The sequence below is a fragment of the Pontibacter brevis genome (assembly GCF_054779655.1).
The window spans coordinates 124,600-139,181 of the sequence record NZ_BAAGXV010000088.1 but is presented as its reverse complement, the minus strand read 5'-3'; the positions used below and the strand labels follow the sequence as shown (position 1 = coordinate 139,181).

The window sequence follows — 14,582 nt, the reverse complement described above, 5'->3', positions numbered from 1 at the left end:
CAGGTACAGCGAAAAATGCTATTTTAATCTGCCTCCCGGCGTCTGAATGAAGCAAGAGGGCAGCGGGTAAAATAAGCAAAAACCGGAATCAAACAGGTGTCGGAGTTGTTAAGATAAGCGGCTGAGCTGAAAGGCAAAAGCCAAAAGAAAAGGCCTCGGGAAGCGTGTGCAGCTTCGTTAAGTGCTTAATTATTCGTATTTTTGTAACATGAATTGGGAGAGAGAAATTTTACATCAGGAAGAGGTTGAAGTTGAGTTGCTCGAGGAGAGCACCGACCTGCGCAACCTCGTGGTTTACAACGACGACGTCAATACTTTTGACCATGTGATAGAAACGCTTATTAAAGTGTGCCGTCATACACAGGAGCAGGCGGAGCAGTGCACGATGCTGATCCATTACAAAGGAAAGTGCACCGTAAAAGTAGGCTCATACGAAGAGTTAGTGGGCATGTGTACCAGCCTGCATCAAAAAGACTTGTCAGCCGACATAGAGTAGAAGAGGAGACTGAATGGATTTTCCGTCGAAGTTGATTGAGAATGCCGTGGAGGAGCTGGCAAAGCTCCCGGGCATAGGGAGGAAAACTGCGTTGCGTCTGGCGCTGCACATGCTGAAAGAAGAGTCGGAAGAAACCTTCTCACTGGCAGAGTCGCTGGTGAAGATGCGCACTGATGTGAAGCATTGTAAGCAATGCCACAATATTTCTGATACAGAAATCTGCAGCATCTGCTCCAATCCGCTGCGCGACAAAAGTGTGCTGTGTGTGGTGAGCGACATCCGGGATGTAATTGCTATTGAAAACACATCGCAGTACAAAGGACTGTATCATGTGCTGGGTGGCGTTATTTCGCCGCTTGAAGGCGTTGGCCCATCTGATTTACAGATAGAGTCGTTGCTGGAGCGCTTGCAGAAGTCTGAGGTGAAGGAGATTCTGCTGGCCATTAGCCCTACCATGGAAGGCGACACCACTGCCTTTTACCTTACCCGCAAGCTCCGCGATCACAACCTGCGTATTACCACCATTGCCCGTGGGGTGCCGGTGGGAGGTGAGCTGGAGTATACCGATGAGATTACACTTGGCCGAAGCATAGTGGAGCGCACCACTTATGGCAAAGTATAGCTGTTTACTTATTTTCAGCACATAACATAAGAAATACTCCTGTAAACAGATCCGGTGCGGAAGAAAACCCGTATCTCTTTTTAAAATTCCAGCACTATAAATTTACCGGAAGCAGTACGTCTATAGCCTGAATGGCTTGGCAGTATTGGTGATACTGATCTGAAACAGTACAAAAAATATTACCCTTGGTTGGCCATGAATATGGCTGGCCAAGGGTAAACCTTTTACATGCCTTAGCGAACGACATATAAAATTTAGTATGAAAGTTGGGTAACAAGTTTTTTGCAGTTTCGTTAAGCCAATTACTATATATGCTTCTTACAAGAATACAAAATAGACGTTGATTATTGAAGTTTCTATTTGTGATGGGTATGCTTTGTCTCTGTCAGGCTTTCAGATATGATAAAGCACCTTTAACCAGCGTCTTTTACCAATAACACAACCCTATGATGTTTCTGCCTCGGTATGAAAGAACTTATACTCATCTTAGAAGTAAGGTGCTCCTGGTAGCACTTTGTTGTTGTGTTAGCCTTTTACTTCTTCCGTTTACCTCTGCAGCACAGTTTATTACCCGCGGAGATGCTGTTAAGCTGTCTGACCAGTGCTTTAAAATTACAGAAGACCATGAATGGCGTTATGGTTATATCTGGTGGCAGGAGAAAATAGACCTTTCGCAGCCTGTTGAGCTGGAGTTTACCATATACCTGGGCACAAAAGATGAGGATGGTGCAGATGGAATTGCCTTCCTTTTTCATAACGACCCGCGCGGCCTGGAGGCAAGGGGAAGCCTGGGAGAAGGCTTTGGCCTTGGCGCTCCCAATCCCATCAGCCCCTCCGTTGCCATAGAGTTTGACACTTACGACAACACCAACGACAGCTATATTAACAACAAGGCTGACATTGCAGCAGACCATACCACCATTCTTTATAACGGTAATACGCCTGCTCCCCGGTTTAAGGCGGTGCAGATAGACCCGAATAGCGTAGATGTGGAAAACAACCAGTGCCACACCTACACCATCAGGTGGAACCCTGCTACACAGGAACTAAAGTTCTTTTTTGATGGCGTTGAGCGATTCACACATAAAGACGATATCATCCGGAATGTGTTCAATGGCAACCCAATGGTGTACTATGGTTTTACAGGATCCACGGGAGGCAAGTCCAACGAGCAGACCATTTGCCTCGTAGATCTAAATAGCAAACCTGTTGCCAACGATGACATGGCACAGACGGTGCCGGGGAAGCCCGTTTCAGTGGCCGTGCTGAACAACGATACCCACACAACCAACGGGCCGCTAACACTTACCAAAATTGTAGATGGTCCTAAAAATGGCACAGCTGTTATTTCAGGCAATAAAATCATTTACACACCCAGCGCCTGGTTTATTGGGCAGGATGTGCTGACGTATGAGGTCAGCGATGCCGGTTCGTCGCGGTGCTATGCCAAGCTGGCAACGGCGCAGGTTACTATAGATGTGGCGTGCCAGTATCCCTTACCTGCTGTAGAATTGCTGGCTACCGGCAACACCTCTTTTTGTGAAGGAGGCAGTGTGGTGTTGCACGTTCCGGGACAGGCAACAGATGCGAAGTTTACCTGGAAGCGGAACGGTACACCTACCGGAGGAGGCGCGCCTGTTTTTACCGCCATGGAATCCGGTGACTATACCGTGGATGTAGAAACTATCTGCGGTGTAGTAACCTCCAATAAAATTACTGTTACAGCCATGCCATTGCCCACTGCCCCTGTGGTAAGTGGTGAAGCAAGGTGTGGGCCTGGTTCTGTTACCTTGACGGCAACCGGTGGTGATGCTGGTAGTTACAGGTGGTACACTTCGCCCGAAGGCGGCGCGCCTTTGGCAGGTGTCTTCAGCAGCACGTATACCACACCGGAACTAACTGCCTCCACAGCATACTATGTCTCCGTTAAAGGCAGAAACGGGTGCGAAAGCAACCGGACTGTTGTGCAGGCCACCATCAATCCAGTGCCCGATATCAGCGCCTATACAGAGTTTGCCATCAGTAAAGGGGAAACCATTAAGCTGGGGAAGGCCAACAACATACCCGGTACCCGTTATGAGTGGACGCCAGCCACCGGTCTTGACGACCCTTACGCCGCAAACCCACGTGCGCAACCCGATGAAACCATCACTTATACAGTAGTGGCCACAACCCCTGCGGGTTGCCAGGTAACAGGGCAGGTGCATGTTTTCTTGCGCCGCGATATAGTGGTTCCGAATGCTTTTTCTCCGAATGGTGATGGGGTAAATGAAACCTGGGTGATAGAAACTCTGGAGGATTATCCGGATGCTCGGGTAGAAGTGTTTGACCGGTGGGGTAGTAAAATATTTGAAAAGGTACGCTACATAAACGAATGGGACGGAACGTACAATGGCAGCCCTTTGCCTGTGAGCACTTATTTCTATGTGATTACGCTTAAGGAGAGCACACCGAAGCATGGGAAGAAGATAACAGGATCCGTTAGCATTGTTCACTAAAAGGCACTTATGAACGTCAGGACTTCTACTCTCTTGCTTCTTTTGATGTTTTTGCCATTGCTGGTGCTTGCGCAGCAAAAGCCGCAGTACAGCCAGTACATGATCAATAACTACCTGCTTAACCCTGCCATAGCTGGTATCGAGAATTATGTAGATATAAAATCAGGGTACCGTAACCAGTGGACAGGTATAGAGGGTTCTCCAAGCAGCTTCTATCTCAGCGTTCATACCAAATTATCAAAAGACAAAACCAGCGCAGAAAATACCACTCCCTCCTTTATAGGAGCAAGGGAGCCACGGAGCATTTACCGTAAGTACAGTAACGAGCCGCACCATGGCATTGGGCTGGTTCTGCTGCATGATAGAATTGGCCCGTTCACCCGTATGGAGGCCAATGTGTCTTACGCTTACCATGTGCCGCTCACGGACGGGGTAAGGCTGGGGGCCGGCGTCTCTGCGGGCGTATCACAGCATGCCCTGAACGGTAACAAGCTTGTGTTCGCCAACCCGGCAGATGCAGCCAGTGCAGGCTGGACAGTACACCGGCCGAACCTGAAACTGGGAATGTGGCTGTATTCCGCTGACTTTTATGCCGGGCTTTCTGCCAGTGAAATTATCAGCAACACAGTTTCTGTAGAAGAGGAGCGGGGAATGGATATTAATTTTGAAAACCACTATTTCTTTACTGCGGCCTATAAGTTTCCAGTCGCTGAGAGGCTTGACGTAATACCCTCCGTAATGCTGAAACTGCTGCAGCCCCTGCCTGTATCGGTGGACTACAACCTCCGCGCTGTTTACGATAACAAGCTTTGGGGCGGGGTGTCTTACCGGCAAAACGACAGCTTTGCCATCCTGGGGGGGCTTACCTGGAACCAGGTCTTTGACCTGGGGTACTCCTACGATACCGGCGTGAGCGCTTTAGGAGGCGTAAGCCACGAGGTAGTGCTGGGCATGCGCATCCCCAACAAGCACAAAGTAGTGTGCCCCCAGAACCTGTGGTAGGGCAAAAGCCAGGAATGTAAAAGCCTCTATGCCCCTTCAGGAGGCACTTTGCTATCTTTTTCTCTGGTTTTCTTTTTGATTCTCAAGCCTTCTTGCCAATTTACCTGCTAAAGCCGCAGTAACAGCAGCTCAAAATTGCAAAGATGGAATTCTGTGGCTTTATGACTAAATTGCCAGCTTAATGTAAAAAGAAATGCAAAACACAGAGGAAGTAAGATCAGCATTGTCAGACAGAATCTTAGCTCTGTCTGAGTCTCAGACAATAGCCATGGCCAAAAAAGCGCGTGAATTGGCTGCTCAAGGGTTTGATGTGATTAACCTAAGCTTTGGAGAGCCTGATTTCCAGACGCCGCAATATATCAAAGACGCTGCCAAACAGGCTATTGACGAAGGCTTTACCTTTTACACTCCGGTGCCCGGTTACCCGGAACTGCGCCAGGAGATCGTGAACAAGTTTAAGCGCGACAACAACCTGGACTACAAGTCTGAAAACATTGTGGTGTCAACCGGCGCAAAGCAAAGCATTGCCAATGCCGTGATGTGCCTTGTGAATCCGGGCGATGAAGTGATTATCTTCTCTCCATACTGGGTGTCTTATGAGGAAATTGTGAAGCTGGCTGAAGGTGTGCCGGTTCCGGTAATGGGTCGCCTCGAAAACGACTTTAAAGTAACAGCCGAGCAGTTGGAGCAGGCTATTACTTCCAACACAAAGCTGGTGATGTACTCTTCGCCAAGCAACCCTACGGGCGCTGTATGGGACGAGGAGGAACTGCGTGCCATTGCAGCCGTATTGGAGAAGCACCCGCAGGTGTACGTGATAGCAGATGAGATCTACGAATACATCAACTTTGAGGGCAAGCACTTCAGCCTGGCCTGTGTGGAGTCCATCAAAGACCGTGTGGTGACGGTGAACGGCCACTCAAAAGGCTACGCCATGACAGGTTGGCGCGTGGGCTATATGGCGGCAAACAAAGAAATAGCTGCTGCCTGTGATAAGCTGCAAAGCCAGATTACGTCCGGCACCAGCTCCATCTCACAAAAAGCTGCTGCTGCAGCGCTGAAAGGAGGAAAAGAAGCTGCCCTGGAAATGACAGAGGCATACCGCCGCCGCCGCAACCTCGTGCTCGACTTCATGAACGACATAGAAGGCTTTAAGACATACCTGCCAATGGGTGCTTTCTATATTTTCCCGGATGTAAGCTATTACTTCGGTAAAAGCTTTGAAGGGAAAAAAATTGAGGATTCTGAGGACCTGAGCATGTTCCTGCTGGCAGATGCCCACGTGGCAACAGTAGGCGGAGCCGCCTTCGGGGCGCCACAGTGTATCCGTTTCTCTTTTGCCACATCCGACGAAAAACTGACAGAGGCCCTGCGCCGCATTAAGAGCAGCCTCGCAAAACTGCAGTAATGACTCAATTTTCTAGTTTAGAGGCTTTGTTTGAAGCCTTTAATGGGTTGCAGGTGCTGGTGGTGGGAGATGTAATGATTGATTCTTATTTATGGGGAAAATCAACACGCATCTCACCAGAAGCACCTGTACCCATTGTTAATGTAATAAAACGGGAGAAGCGCCTGGGCGGGGCTGCCAATGTAGCCCTTAACATAGAGGCCATGGGCGCTGTTCCGTTACTTTGCTCTGTGATTGGCGACGACCAGGACGGGGCGGACTACCTTCGCCTGATGGAGGAGAAAGGCCTTTCTACAGAAGGCATTGTGCAGAGCCCGGAACGGGTAACCACCATCAAGCACCGCATTATTGCCGGCGCACAGCAGCTGCTGCGCGTGGATTCGGAGATAGAGCACAACCTGACCGAATACGAAGAGCGCCGCCTCGAAGAGCGTTACCTGAAGCTGCTGGAGAAGGTTGATGTCGTAATCTTTGAAGATTACGACAAAGGCGTTTTCTCAGAAAGGAACATCAGGCGTTTTCTGCAACTTGCCAACGAGCGCAACATCCCCAGTGTCATCGACCCCAAAAAGAAGAATTTCCTCAGCTACGTGGGCTGCACCTTGTTTAAACCAAACCTGAAAGAGCTCAAAGAGGGCCTGAAGGTAGAGTTTGCCGACGAGAACCTGCCTGCTTTTGAGGAAGCCGTAGCCGACCTGCAGCAGCGCCTGCAGGTACAGCAGGTGCTGGTCACCCTCTCAGAGCGGGGGGTATTTGTGGCTGACGGGGAAGAAAAGACGTATATCGGGGCGCACCGCCGCTCCATCTCTGATGTGTCGGGGGCCGGTGATACGGTTATCAGCATTGCCGCGCTTTGCATGGCCCTGCGCACCTCAAAAGAGTTTATGGCTGGGCTTAGCAACCTAGGCGGAGGCTTAGTGTGCGAGCAGGTGGGGGTGGTGCCCATAGACAAGACGCGCCTGTTTGAGGAGGCTGCGCACATAAGGTTGTTTGAAAAGAATGAATACAGAGTCGTTAAATAGATTTTTATACGGCAGTAAGCTGGCGGCGTACACCATCATGCGCCGCACGACTTATGTGCTGACAATACTGGCAATAGGATTACTGGTTTATGCACATGGGGTGGTGGAAAGCCCGGTGCAGCTGCAGGTGCTGTATTATGCGATAGATGGTATCCTGGCTACATTCGTTTTGATCTATTTTCTACGCATTCTGTATGCCTTTGAGCGAGTCAAGTTTCTGAGGCGCACTTGGTTCGAGGGGATCTTAATGAGCATTATCTTCCTGAACCAGTTCTTTACTTATGTACTGGACTACCCACTTATTTACAACATCTTTGAGGGAATAGGCATACCGCTCTCGGTGGAGTTCTACCGGGTGCTGGTGTCGCTGTACATGCTGGTTTTGCTGATTGTGGAGCTGCTGGAGACGCAGGTGCACCTGAAAACAATGCAGCTGAAGCCTTCTATTACGTTCCTGCTCAGCTTTATTATGCTGATTCTGATAGGTACCGGCTTGTTCATGCTGCCCAAAATGACAAATGCACCGGAAGGTATCAGCTTTTTGGACGCGCTCTTTATGGCCACCAGTGCCTCCTGTGTAACAGGGCTGGCGGTGGTAGACCCTGGCACCTATTTTACCTTTGCCGGGCAGGTGGTGCTGCTGCTGCTTATACAAATGGGCGGTTTGGGTATCTTGACTTTCGCCACCTTCTTTGCCTCGCTTATGCGGCAGGGAGTAGGGATCAAGCAGCACGTGGCCATGCACGAGCTCCTGGATAGCGAGTCGCTTTTCTCTACAAAAAACCTGATGCGCAAACTCATTTTCCTGACGCTGATGATAGAGGGAATAGGAGCCGTTGCCGTGTTTCTGACGTGGGGGGCAGAGGTGCAGTTTACGAACCTTGGCAGCAAGATTTTCTTTTCTGTTTTCCATTCTGTGTCAGCTTTTTGTAATGCTGGTTTCTCGCTTTACCCGGAGGGCCTGTACACGCAGCCGGTTCGCTTTTCCTATATCCTGCATCTTGTTATAGCACTGATCATCATTTTTGGCGGTATTGGTTTTCCTACAATTCTGGATGTCCTTTCGCCCAGGAACATGCGCGCCCGTATGGAAAAGCCCTGGAAAAACTGGAAGATGTCGTCGCGTGTCACCATCTATACTTCTGCCATTCTGCTGGCTATTGGTATGATTGGCTTCTTTTTCCTGGAGTATTACAACACCCTCTCCAGTCTTGGTTTTGCCGAAGCTCTGGTAGCGTCCTTTTTTCAGTCAGTGACTACACGTACCGCTGGTTTTAACACAGTAGATATCTCTGCGCTAAACGTGCCTACTCTGTTGATGATAATTGCGCTGATGTTTATCGGGGGCTCACCAGGGTCGACAGCGGGAGGTATAAAAACGACAACTTTTACGGTGGTGCTGTTTGCGGTGCTCACCACCATCCGGAACAAGCGAAACATGGAGATTGGCCACCGCACCATTCCGCATTCAGTGGCTTATAAAGCTTTCTCCGTTTTTACGTTCGCGGCGCTTATCAACATCACGTTTATATTTACTCTGTCTATCACCGATGCACAGTTCGACATCATCAAGCTGGCTTTTGAGCAGGTATCCGCTTTTGCAACGGTGGGTCTAAGTACAGGAATCACGGCAGGTCTTTCTGATATGGGGAAATGTGTTATCATCCTGTCGATGTACCTGGGCAGGGTAGGTACCCTCACGCTGGCGCTTGCCCTCAGCACCCGCGCCTCTTCCACAGCCTATAAGTACCCGGAAACACAGCTGGCGGTGGGGTAGGCAAGTTAGAGAGTCATTTTAGGTTAGAAAGTTAAAAATTTAGAAGGTTAAAAATTTGAAAGTGAGGGTGGATTTTCTCTGTTGCAGGTAGTTCCCCTCCTCGGAGGGGCTAGGGGTGGATTTTGTTCTGCAACCAGCTTTAGAGAGTTTAGAATTTCAAAAAAACGATTTAACCACCAAAGAGAAAGGCCCGCTGTTCAGGCGGACCTTTCTCTTTGGTATATAGTTTAGTAAGGCTTTAACTTTTTAACCTTCTAACTCCTAAACGTTCTAACTACTAACGGCTTCGCCATATTCCTTCACTGTCTGCACAAAGCATTTTACCTTCTCCGGGTCTGTATCCGGGTACACGCCGTGGCCGAGGTTGGCGATGTGGCGCTGCGGGCCGAATTCCTTCAGCATTTTGATGGTTTCGTGCTGGATGGTATCGAAGGAGCTGTAAAGCAGGCAAGGGTCCATGTTTCCCTGCAGGGTTTTATTCGGGCCTACCTGCTGACGGGCCGTTTTAATGTCCATATTCCAGTCGAGGCCGATGGTTTCGCAGTTAAGCTTGCTGAAGTCCTCCATGGCAAAGAAAGCGCCTTTGGCAAAAACCGTGACCGGCACATTGTGGATGGCATTACAAATCTCAGCGATGTACGGCAGGGCGAACTCCCGGTACTGCGCCGGCGAAAGGATGCCTGCCCAGGAATCGAACACCTGGATCAGGTTGGCGCCCGCCTCTACCTGCGCCTGCAGGTAAGCCGTGGTGGTGTCTGTTATCTTGCGGAGCAACTGGTGCGCCAGCTTCGGGTTGGTGTACAGCATGCCGCGCGCCTGAGAGAAAGTCTTGGAACCGCTGCCTTCTACCATATAAGCCAATATGGTCCAGGGAGCACCGGCAAAGCCAATCAGGGGCACGCGCCCGTTCAATGCCCGCTTCGTTACCCTGATCGCCTCCAGCACATAGTTCAGGTGTTCGTGCGGATCCGCCACGCGCAGCTTTTTCATGTCCGCCTCTGTGCGGATAGTATTCGGGAACAGAGGGCCCCTTTTCTCCACCATCTCATAGGTGCAGCCCATCGCTTCCGGCACCACCAGGATGTCGGAGAAAATGATGGCTGCGTCTACATCCAGAATGTCAACAGGTTGTATGGTCACCTCAGCGGCCAGTTCCGGTGTTTCCACCAACTCTTTAAAGCCGCTCAGGCTGTTTCGTACCGCACGGTATTCAGGTAAAATACGTCCTGCCTGGCGCATGAGCCACACGGGGGTGCGCTCCACTTTCTCGCCTCTGGCAGCTCTTATAAGCAGATCGTTCTTCAGTTGCATGCTGCAAAGATAGGAAAATTAGATTTGAAAATCTGAGGATGAGCAGATTTGTAAAGGGTTAGGACCCTACAGATTCAGAATCCTGGGTCAGGAGCTCTTTGTGTTGCGGTGATAGTACGGTAAGAGTAGAGGTCGATGAAAATGCAGCTGTTGCTTCCTGATGCATGATGTTTCAGACCTGGCCTCGGGGTACCAGCAGACTTCTCTATATATCTATAGCAACGTAGGCTGCGTAAGACAATAACATACCAACCAGCACCCCGCATGAAACAGGAACAGAGACTATTTACGGAGTCTATACTTTTACTTTAGTCTCAAAAAAAACAGAATGTTATGGAAATAGAAGAGGCCCTCGAGGTGCTGGAGAACTATAATTTATGGCTGTTTATAATTGGTCTGGCCGTATTGGCGACAGCTGTGCTACCGCGTATCCTGGCCAAATATCCTTTTTCTATGCCTGTGGTGATGCTAGGCCTGGGAGCTATTGCGCTGCCCCTGGGTCTGGAAGCGCCGGATCCCTTAGAGCAGGGAGATTATACAGAGCACCTCACCGAACTGGCAGTAATCGTCTCGCTGATGGGAGCAGGGCTGAAGATAGACAGGCCGCCCAGCTTAAAGGGTTGGAGTGTGACTTGGCGCCTGCTGGGTATCACCATGATTGTAACCATTGCACTTGTTGCCCTGACTGGCTGGTGGCTCGCGGCCTTCGCTCCGGCCTCCGCCATGCTGTTAGGTGCTTGCCTGGCTCCTACTGACCCAGTGTTAGCCTCTGAAGTACAGGTGGGCGCACCGCAGGAAGGCTCTGAAGACGAAGAAACGGAGGATACAGATGAGTCAGGGCATGGGGAGGAAGATGAGGTGCGGTTCGGCCTTTCTTCAGAAGCCGGCCTGAATGACGGCCTTGCCTTCCCGTTCACGAACATGGCCATTGCCATGGCGATGGCTGGTGCACACCCCGGCAACTGGATAGGAACCTGGTTTCTGATTGATGTACTTTATGAGTTGGGGATTGCCGCAATTTTCGGATTAGGACTGGGGTATGTGCTGGCTCGCTTTATCATGGCCATGCCTGCCAAAACAGAACTTGCAAAATCTATGGTAGGTTTAGGAGCCCTGGCTGCCACTTTGCTAATTTACGGTGCTACAGAGTATGCCGGCGGTTATGGCTTTATCGCCACTTTTATTGGCGCCGTGGTCATCAAAAACTATGACCAGGACCACGAATACCAGAAAGCACTGCATGCTTTTACAGAGAAAGCAGAGCGCCTTTTAATGGCAGCGGTGCTAATTGCTTTTGGGGCTGCTGTGGCAGGTGGCCTGCTGTCATCACTTACCTGGACACTGGTTATCTGCGCCATCATCATAGTTTTTATTATACGCCCTCTTGCCGGTGTGCTCGGCCTGATTGGTTTTAATAAGGCTCCCTGGCGCGACCGCTTTGCTATCAGTTTTCTGGGCATGCGGGGAATCGGCTCCTTTTATTACCTGTCCTACGGCTTGAATGAGGAAAACTTTGAAGGAGCAGAAGAACTATGGGCACTCGTAGGCCTGGTTGTCATTATCTCCATTTTTGTGCATGGCATTTCCGCTACGCCTATCACGGAAAAGCTGGATGAAATGCGGGAACAGGAGAATAAGGCGGCTCAGGAAGCAAAGGCATAGCGGCCTGTAGCAACACCTATCCCGCTGTAAAAAACAATGCTGTAAGGGCAGATACAATAAAGTTAACGCCAATGGAGAGTACAATAAAACCCATAATGCGGGAGAGCGCCGCCAGGCCTGATTTGCCCATTAGGCGGGTGAGTTGGTGAGATGAGCGAAGGATAAAATAAGACACACCGGCCAGGAGGATAATACCCACCAGTATAAACAGCATGTCCAGGATAGACAGGGAGGTGGTGAAAAGGCCAATACTGATCGCGATGGCCCCGGGGCCGGAAAGCATCGGCATGGCCAGCGGCGTGAAAGAGATGTCATCTTTCTGCTGCCCTTCTTCCACAACCTCCGGAGAAATTTTTTTCTTGTTTGCGCCAGGTGTCATCAAATCAAAACCTGCCCGCATGATCATGAGACCGCCGGCAATGCGCAGGTCGTGAATCCGGATGCCAAAAAAATTCAGAATGTACTGCCCTGTCAGGAAAAAAACAGCCAGAATGCCTACCATGTATAAGCAGGCCTTCAGGGCCTGCTGGTTCCGCTGTGCAGGTGTGTCGTCCTGTGTTAGGGTCAGAAAAACAGGCATCGCCCCGAATGGGTTTACAACAGAGAACAAGGCAGAGAAGGTGGCCAGTATGATTTCCATAGTTGGGTTTAAAAGAACGAAAGCCGCAAGCTACTCAGAATTAATTTAAAATGTACCAGTACAAAGCCAAATCATACACCAGCAACACTAGCAGCGTGGGGTAATATTCGTCGCGGGAACTGTCGCCCAGCACCAGGTAGCCCGCCAACAGGAGGCTTAGTAACTGGAAGGGCACGAGTTGTAAATCGATGCCTGCCAGGCCACCTGCCTGCCAAAGCATCCGGATTATGATTAAAAACAAAGGAACATGGAATAGTACCATCATGCTGCGCACCAACTTCTCTGACATATATAGCTGCATTTGTTTCCTTCAATATAGGTATAGCTAAATAAAAAGCAAAGCTTTGGCCACTGCCAATACATAATAAAATGGCAACAGGAGGGGAGGTTCGGACATAATCCTTATTTTTGAGGAAAGATTAACAAAAACTAAATACGGCATGAAAGGAGAAGTAAAGCTTGGCATACTAGGCGGCGGACAGCTGGGGCGTATGCTGATGCAGGCTGGGCTCGATTTTAATATTTATACTTTGGTATTAGATCCTGATGAAAATGCACCCTGCAAAGACATCTGCAACGAGTTCTATGTAGGCAGCTTCCGCGATTATGATACGGTGTATGAATTCGGAAAAAACTGCGATATCCTGACCATCGAGATTGAGCACGTGAACGCGGATGCGCTGGAAAAGCTGGAGCAGGAGGGAGTAAAGGTGTACCCGGATGCCCGCACCGTGCGCACCATCCAGGACAAAGGATTGCAGAAGGAGTTTTACCAGAGGCACAGCATCCCTACTTCTGACTTTGTACTGCTGAAAGACAAGTCGGAACTGCAGGAGAATGTTGGTTTTCTGCCTGCCTTCCAGAAGTTGCGCCGCGAAGGTTACGATGGTCGCGGCGTGACGCGCCTGGCAAGCGAGGCCGATTTAAGTAAAGCCTTCGAAGATCCATCGGTGCTGGAAAAACTGGTGGATTTTGAGAAAGAAATATCCGTGATAGTGGCCCGTAACGCAAACGGTGAGGTGACCGCTTTCCCGGTAGTGGAGCTGAGCTTTCATCCAGAGCATAACTTAGTAGATTCCTTGTTCGCGCCAGCCAATGTGCCGTACAAGCTGCAGCGCCTCGCTATTGAAATTGCCACCCGCGTAATAGAAGCCTTCAATATGGTGGGTATACTGGCCGTGGAAATGTTCCTGACAAAAGACGGGCAGATTCTGGTAAACGAGGTAGCGCCGCGCCCACATAACAGCGGGCACCATACCATCAAAGCAAACTATACCTCACAATACGAGCAGCACCTGCGCGCTATCCTGAACCTACCACTTGGCTCTACCGAAATACAGAGTGCAGCTGTGATGCTTAACCTGCTGGGCGAACCCGGCTACGACGGTGAGGCAGCTTACGAGGGGCTGCAGGAGGCATTGGCTGTGCCAGGAGTATATATTCACCTCTACGGCAAAAAGTACACCCGCCCTGCCCGCAAAATGGGGCACGTTACCGTGCTGGGACAAAACCTAGAAGAGGCGCAGCAGCGCGCAGAATCCATCAGAAATGTTATTAAAGTAAAAGCATAAACCATGGCCGGAGAAACCACGACCACCCAACCATCTGTAGGCATCATCATGGGCAGCCAGTCTGACCTGAATGTGATGGACGCCGCTGCCGAGATATTAGAAACACTTGGTGTGCCCTATGAGCTGACCATTGTGTCGGCGCACCGCACGCCACACCGCATGATAGAGTATGCAGAGAATGCCCGCAAGCGCGGTCTGAAGGTGATCATCGCTGGAGCTGGCGGAGCAGCACACTTACCAGGAATGGTGGCTTCACTAACAACACTGCCTGTTATCGGCGTGCCTGTTAAATCAAGCAACTCCATCGACGGCTGGGACTCGGTACTATCTATCCTGCAGATGCCGGGAGGCATACCCGTAGCAACCGTAGCCCTGAACGGGGCACAGAATGCCGGTATCCTGGCCGCTCAGATTCTCGGCACAACCAACGCTGCCGTAGCCGACCGACTGGAAAAGTATAAAACCAGCCTGAAGGACAAGGTGATGCGCTCAGTAGAGGAATTAAGAAGAGGGGACAGTGATTTGGATTAAAAGAAAGTGCATACCAGATGCAAGTGATTTTAATCCAGATTA

At 50.2% G+C, this 14,582-nt stretch carries 13 protein-coding genes; 10 read left to right on the top strand and 3 right to left on the bottom strand.

All coding sequences use genetic code 11. The features are described from left to right. The first annotated feature begins 208 nt into the window (after positions 1 to 208). From ACYVB1_RS19875 to ACYVB1_RS19845, 7 genes are all read left to right on the top strand, one after another. Positions 209 to 496 (top strand): ATP-dependent Clp protease adaptor ClpS, encoded by a 288-nt coding sequence (locus tag ACYVB1_RS19875; protein ID WP_460925562.1) that lies wholly within the window; start codon positions 209 to 211, stop codon positions 494 to 496. 13 nt (positions 497 to 509) lie between these two features. Next, entirely contained in the window at positions 510 to 1,118 is a 609-nt protein-coding gene (recR, locus tag ACYVB1_RS19870) for a recombination mediator RecR (protein WP_460925561.1), read from the top strand. Positions 1,119 to 1,564: 446 nt separating this feature from the next. Then, positions 1,565 to 3,616: a lectin-like domain-containing protein gene (locus ACYVB1_RS19865; RefSeq protein WP_460925560.1), complete on the top strand. Its 2,052-nt coding sequence runs from the start codon at positions 1,565 to 1,567 to the stop codon at positions 3,614 to 3,616. Positions 3,617 to 3,625: 9 nt separating this feature from the next. Then, a complete protein-coding gene (locus tag ACYVB1_RS19860) occupies positions 3,626 to 4,618 on the top strand; it encodes a PorP/SprF family type IX secretion system membrane protein (RefSeq protein WP_460925559.1) in 993 nt (330 codons plus the stop codon). 193 nt (positions 4,619 to 4,811) lie between these two features. Then, positions 4,812 to 6,026 carry a pyridoxal phosphate-dependent aminotransferase gene (locus ACYVB1_RS19855; protein ID WP_460925558.1) on the top strand — a complete coding sequence of 405 codons (1,215 nt, stop codon included), beginning with the start codon at positions 4,812 to 4,814 and terminating at the stop codon, positions 6,024 to 6,026. Further along, positions 6,026 to 7,048, top strand: a complete 1,023-nt coding sequence (locus ACYVB1_RS19850; RefSeq protein WP_460925557.1) for a bifunctional heptose 7-phosphate kinase/heptose 1-phosphate adenyltransferase — start codon at positions 6,026 to 6,028, stop codon at positions 7,046 to 7,048. Before ACYVB1_RS19855 ends, ACYVB1_RS19850 begins: the two co-directional genes overlap by 1 nt. Then, positions 7,026 to 8,825, top strand: a complete 1,800-nt coding sequence (locus tag ACYVB1_RS19845; protein WP_460925556.1) for a TrkH family potassium uptake protein — start codon at positions 7,026 to 7,028, stop codon at positions 8,823 to 8,825. Before ACYVB1_RS19850 ends, ACYVB1_RS19845 begins: the two co-directional genes overlap by 23 nt. Positions 8,826 to 9,095: 270 nt before the next feature. Here the strand turns inward: ACYVB1_RS19845 and hemE are convergent, their stop codons facing one another. Further along, positions 9,096 to 10,136, bottom strand: coding sequence for a uroporphyrinogen decarboxylase (gene hemE, locus ACYVB1_RS19840; protein ID WP_460925555.1), 1,041 nt, complete (start codon positions 10,134 to 10,136; stop codon positions 9,096 to 9,098). Between the two features lie 333 nt (positions 10,137 to 10,469). On the opposite strand from hemE, the gene ACYVB1_RS19835 reads away from it, so the two are divergent. Further along, the gene (locus tag ACYVB1_RS19835) at positions 10,470 to 11,798 is read left to right on the top strand and encodes a cation:proton antiporter (RefSeq protein ID WP_460925554.1); all 1,329 of its coding nucleotides are present in this window, start codon (positions 10,470 to 10,472) and stop codon (positions 11,796 to 11,798) included. Positions 11,799 to 11,814: 16 nt separating this feature from the next. Here ACYVB1_RS19835 and ACYVB1_RS19830 read toward each other — a convergent pair whose 3' ends face one another. Continuing rightward, entirely contained in the window at positions 11,815 to 12,438 is a 624-nt protein-coding gene (locus ACYVB1_RS19830; protein WP_460925553.1) for a MarC family protein, read from the bottom strand. Positions 12,439 to 12,478: 40 nt separating this feature from the next. Beyond that, positions 12,479 to 12,727, bottom strand: a complete 249-nt coding sequence (locus tag ACYVB1_RS19825; RefSeq protein ID WP_460925552.1) for a hypothetical protein — start codon at positions 12,725 to 12,727, stop codon at positions 12,479 to 12,481. Positions 12,728 to 12,878: 151 nt separating this feature from the next. Here ACYVB1_RS19825 and ACYVB1_RS19820 point away from each other — a divergent pair, with 151 nt between their 5' ends. Both ACYVB1_RS19820 and purE read left to right on the top strand, forming a co-directional pair. Continuing rightward, positions 12,879 to 14,009, top strand: a complete 1,131-nt coding sequence (locus ACYVB1_RS19820) for a 5-(carboxyamino)imidazole ribonucleotide synthase (RefSeq protein ID WP_460925551.1) — start codon at positions 12,879 to 12,881, stop codon at positions 14,007 to 14,009. Positions 14,010 to 14,012: 3 nt separating this feature from the next. After that, positions 14,013 to 14,540: a 5-(carboxyamino)imidazole ribonucleotide mutase gene (gene purE, locus ACYVB1_RS19815; RefSeq protein WP_460925550.1), complete on the top strand. Its 528-nt coding sequence runs from the start codon at positions 14,013 to 14,015 to the stop codon at positions 14,538 to 14,540. Positions 14,541 to 14,582 lie beyond the last annotated feature (42 nt).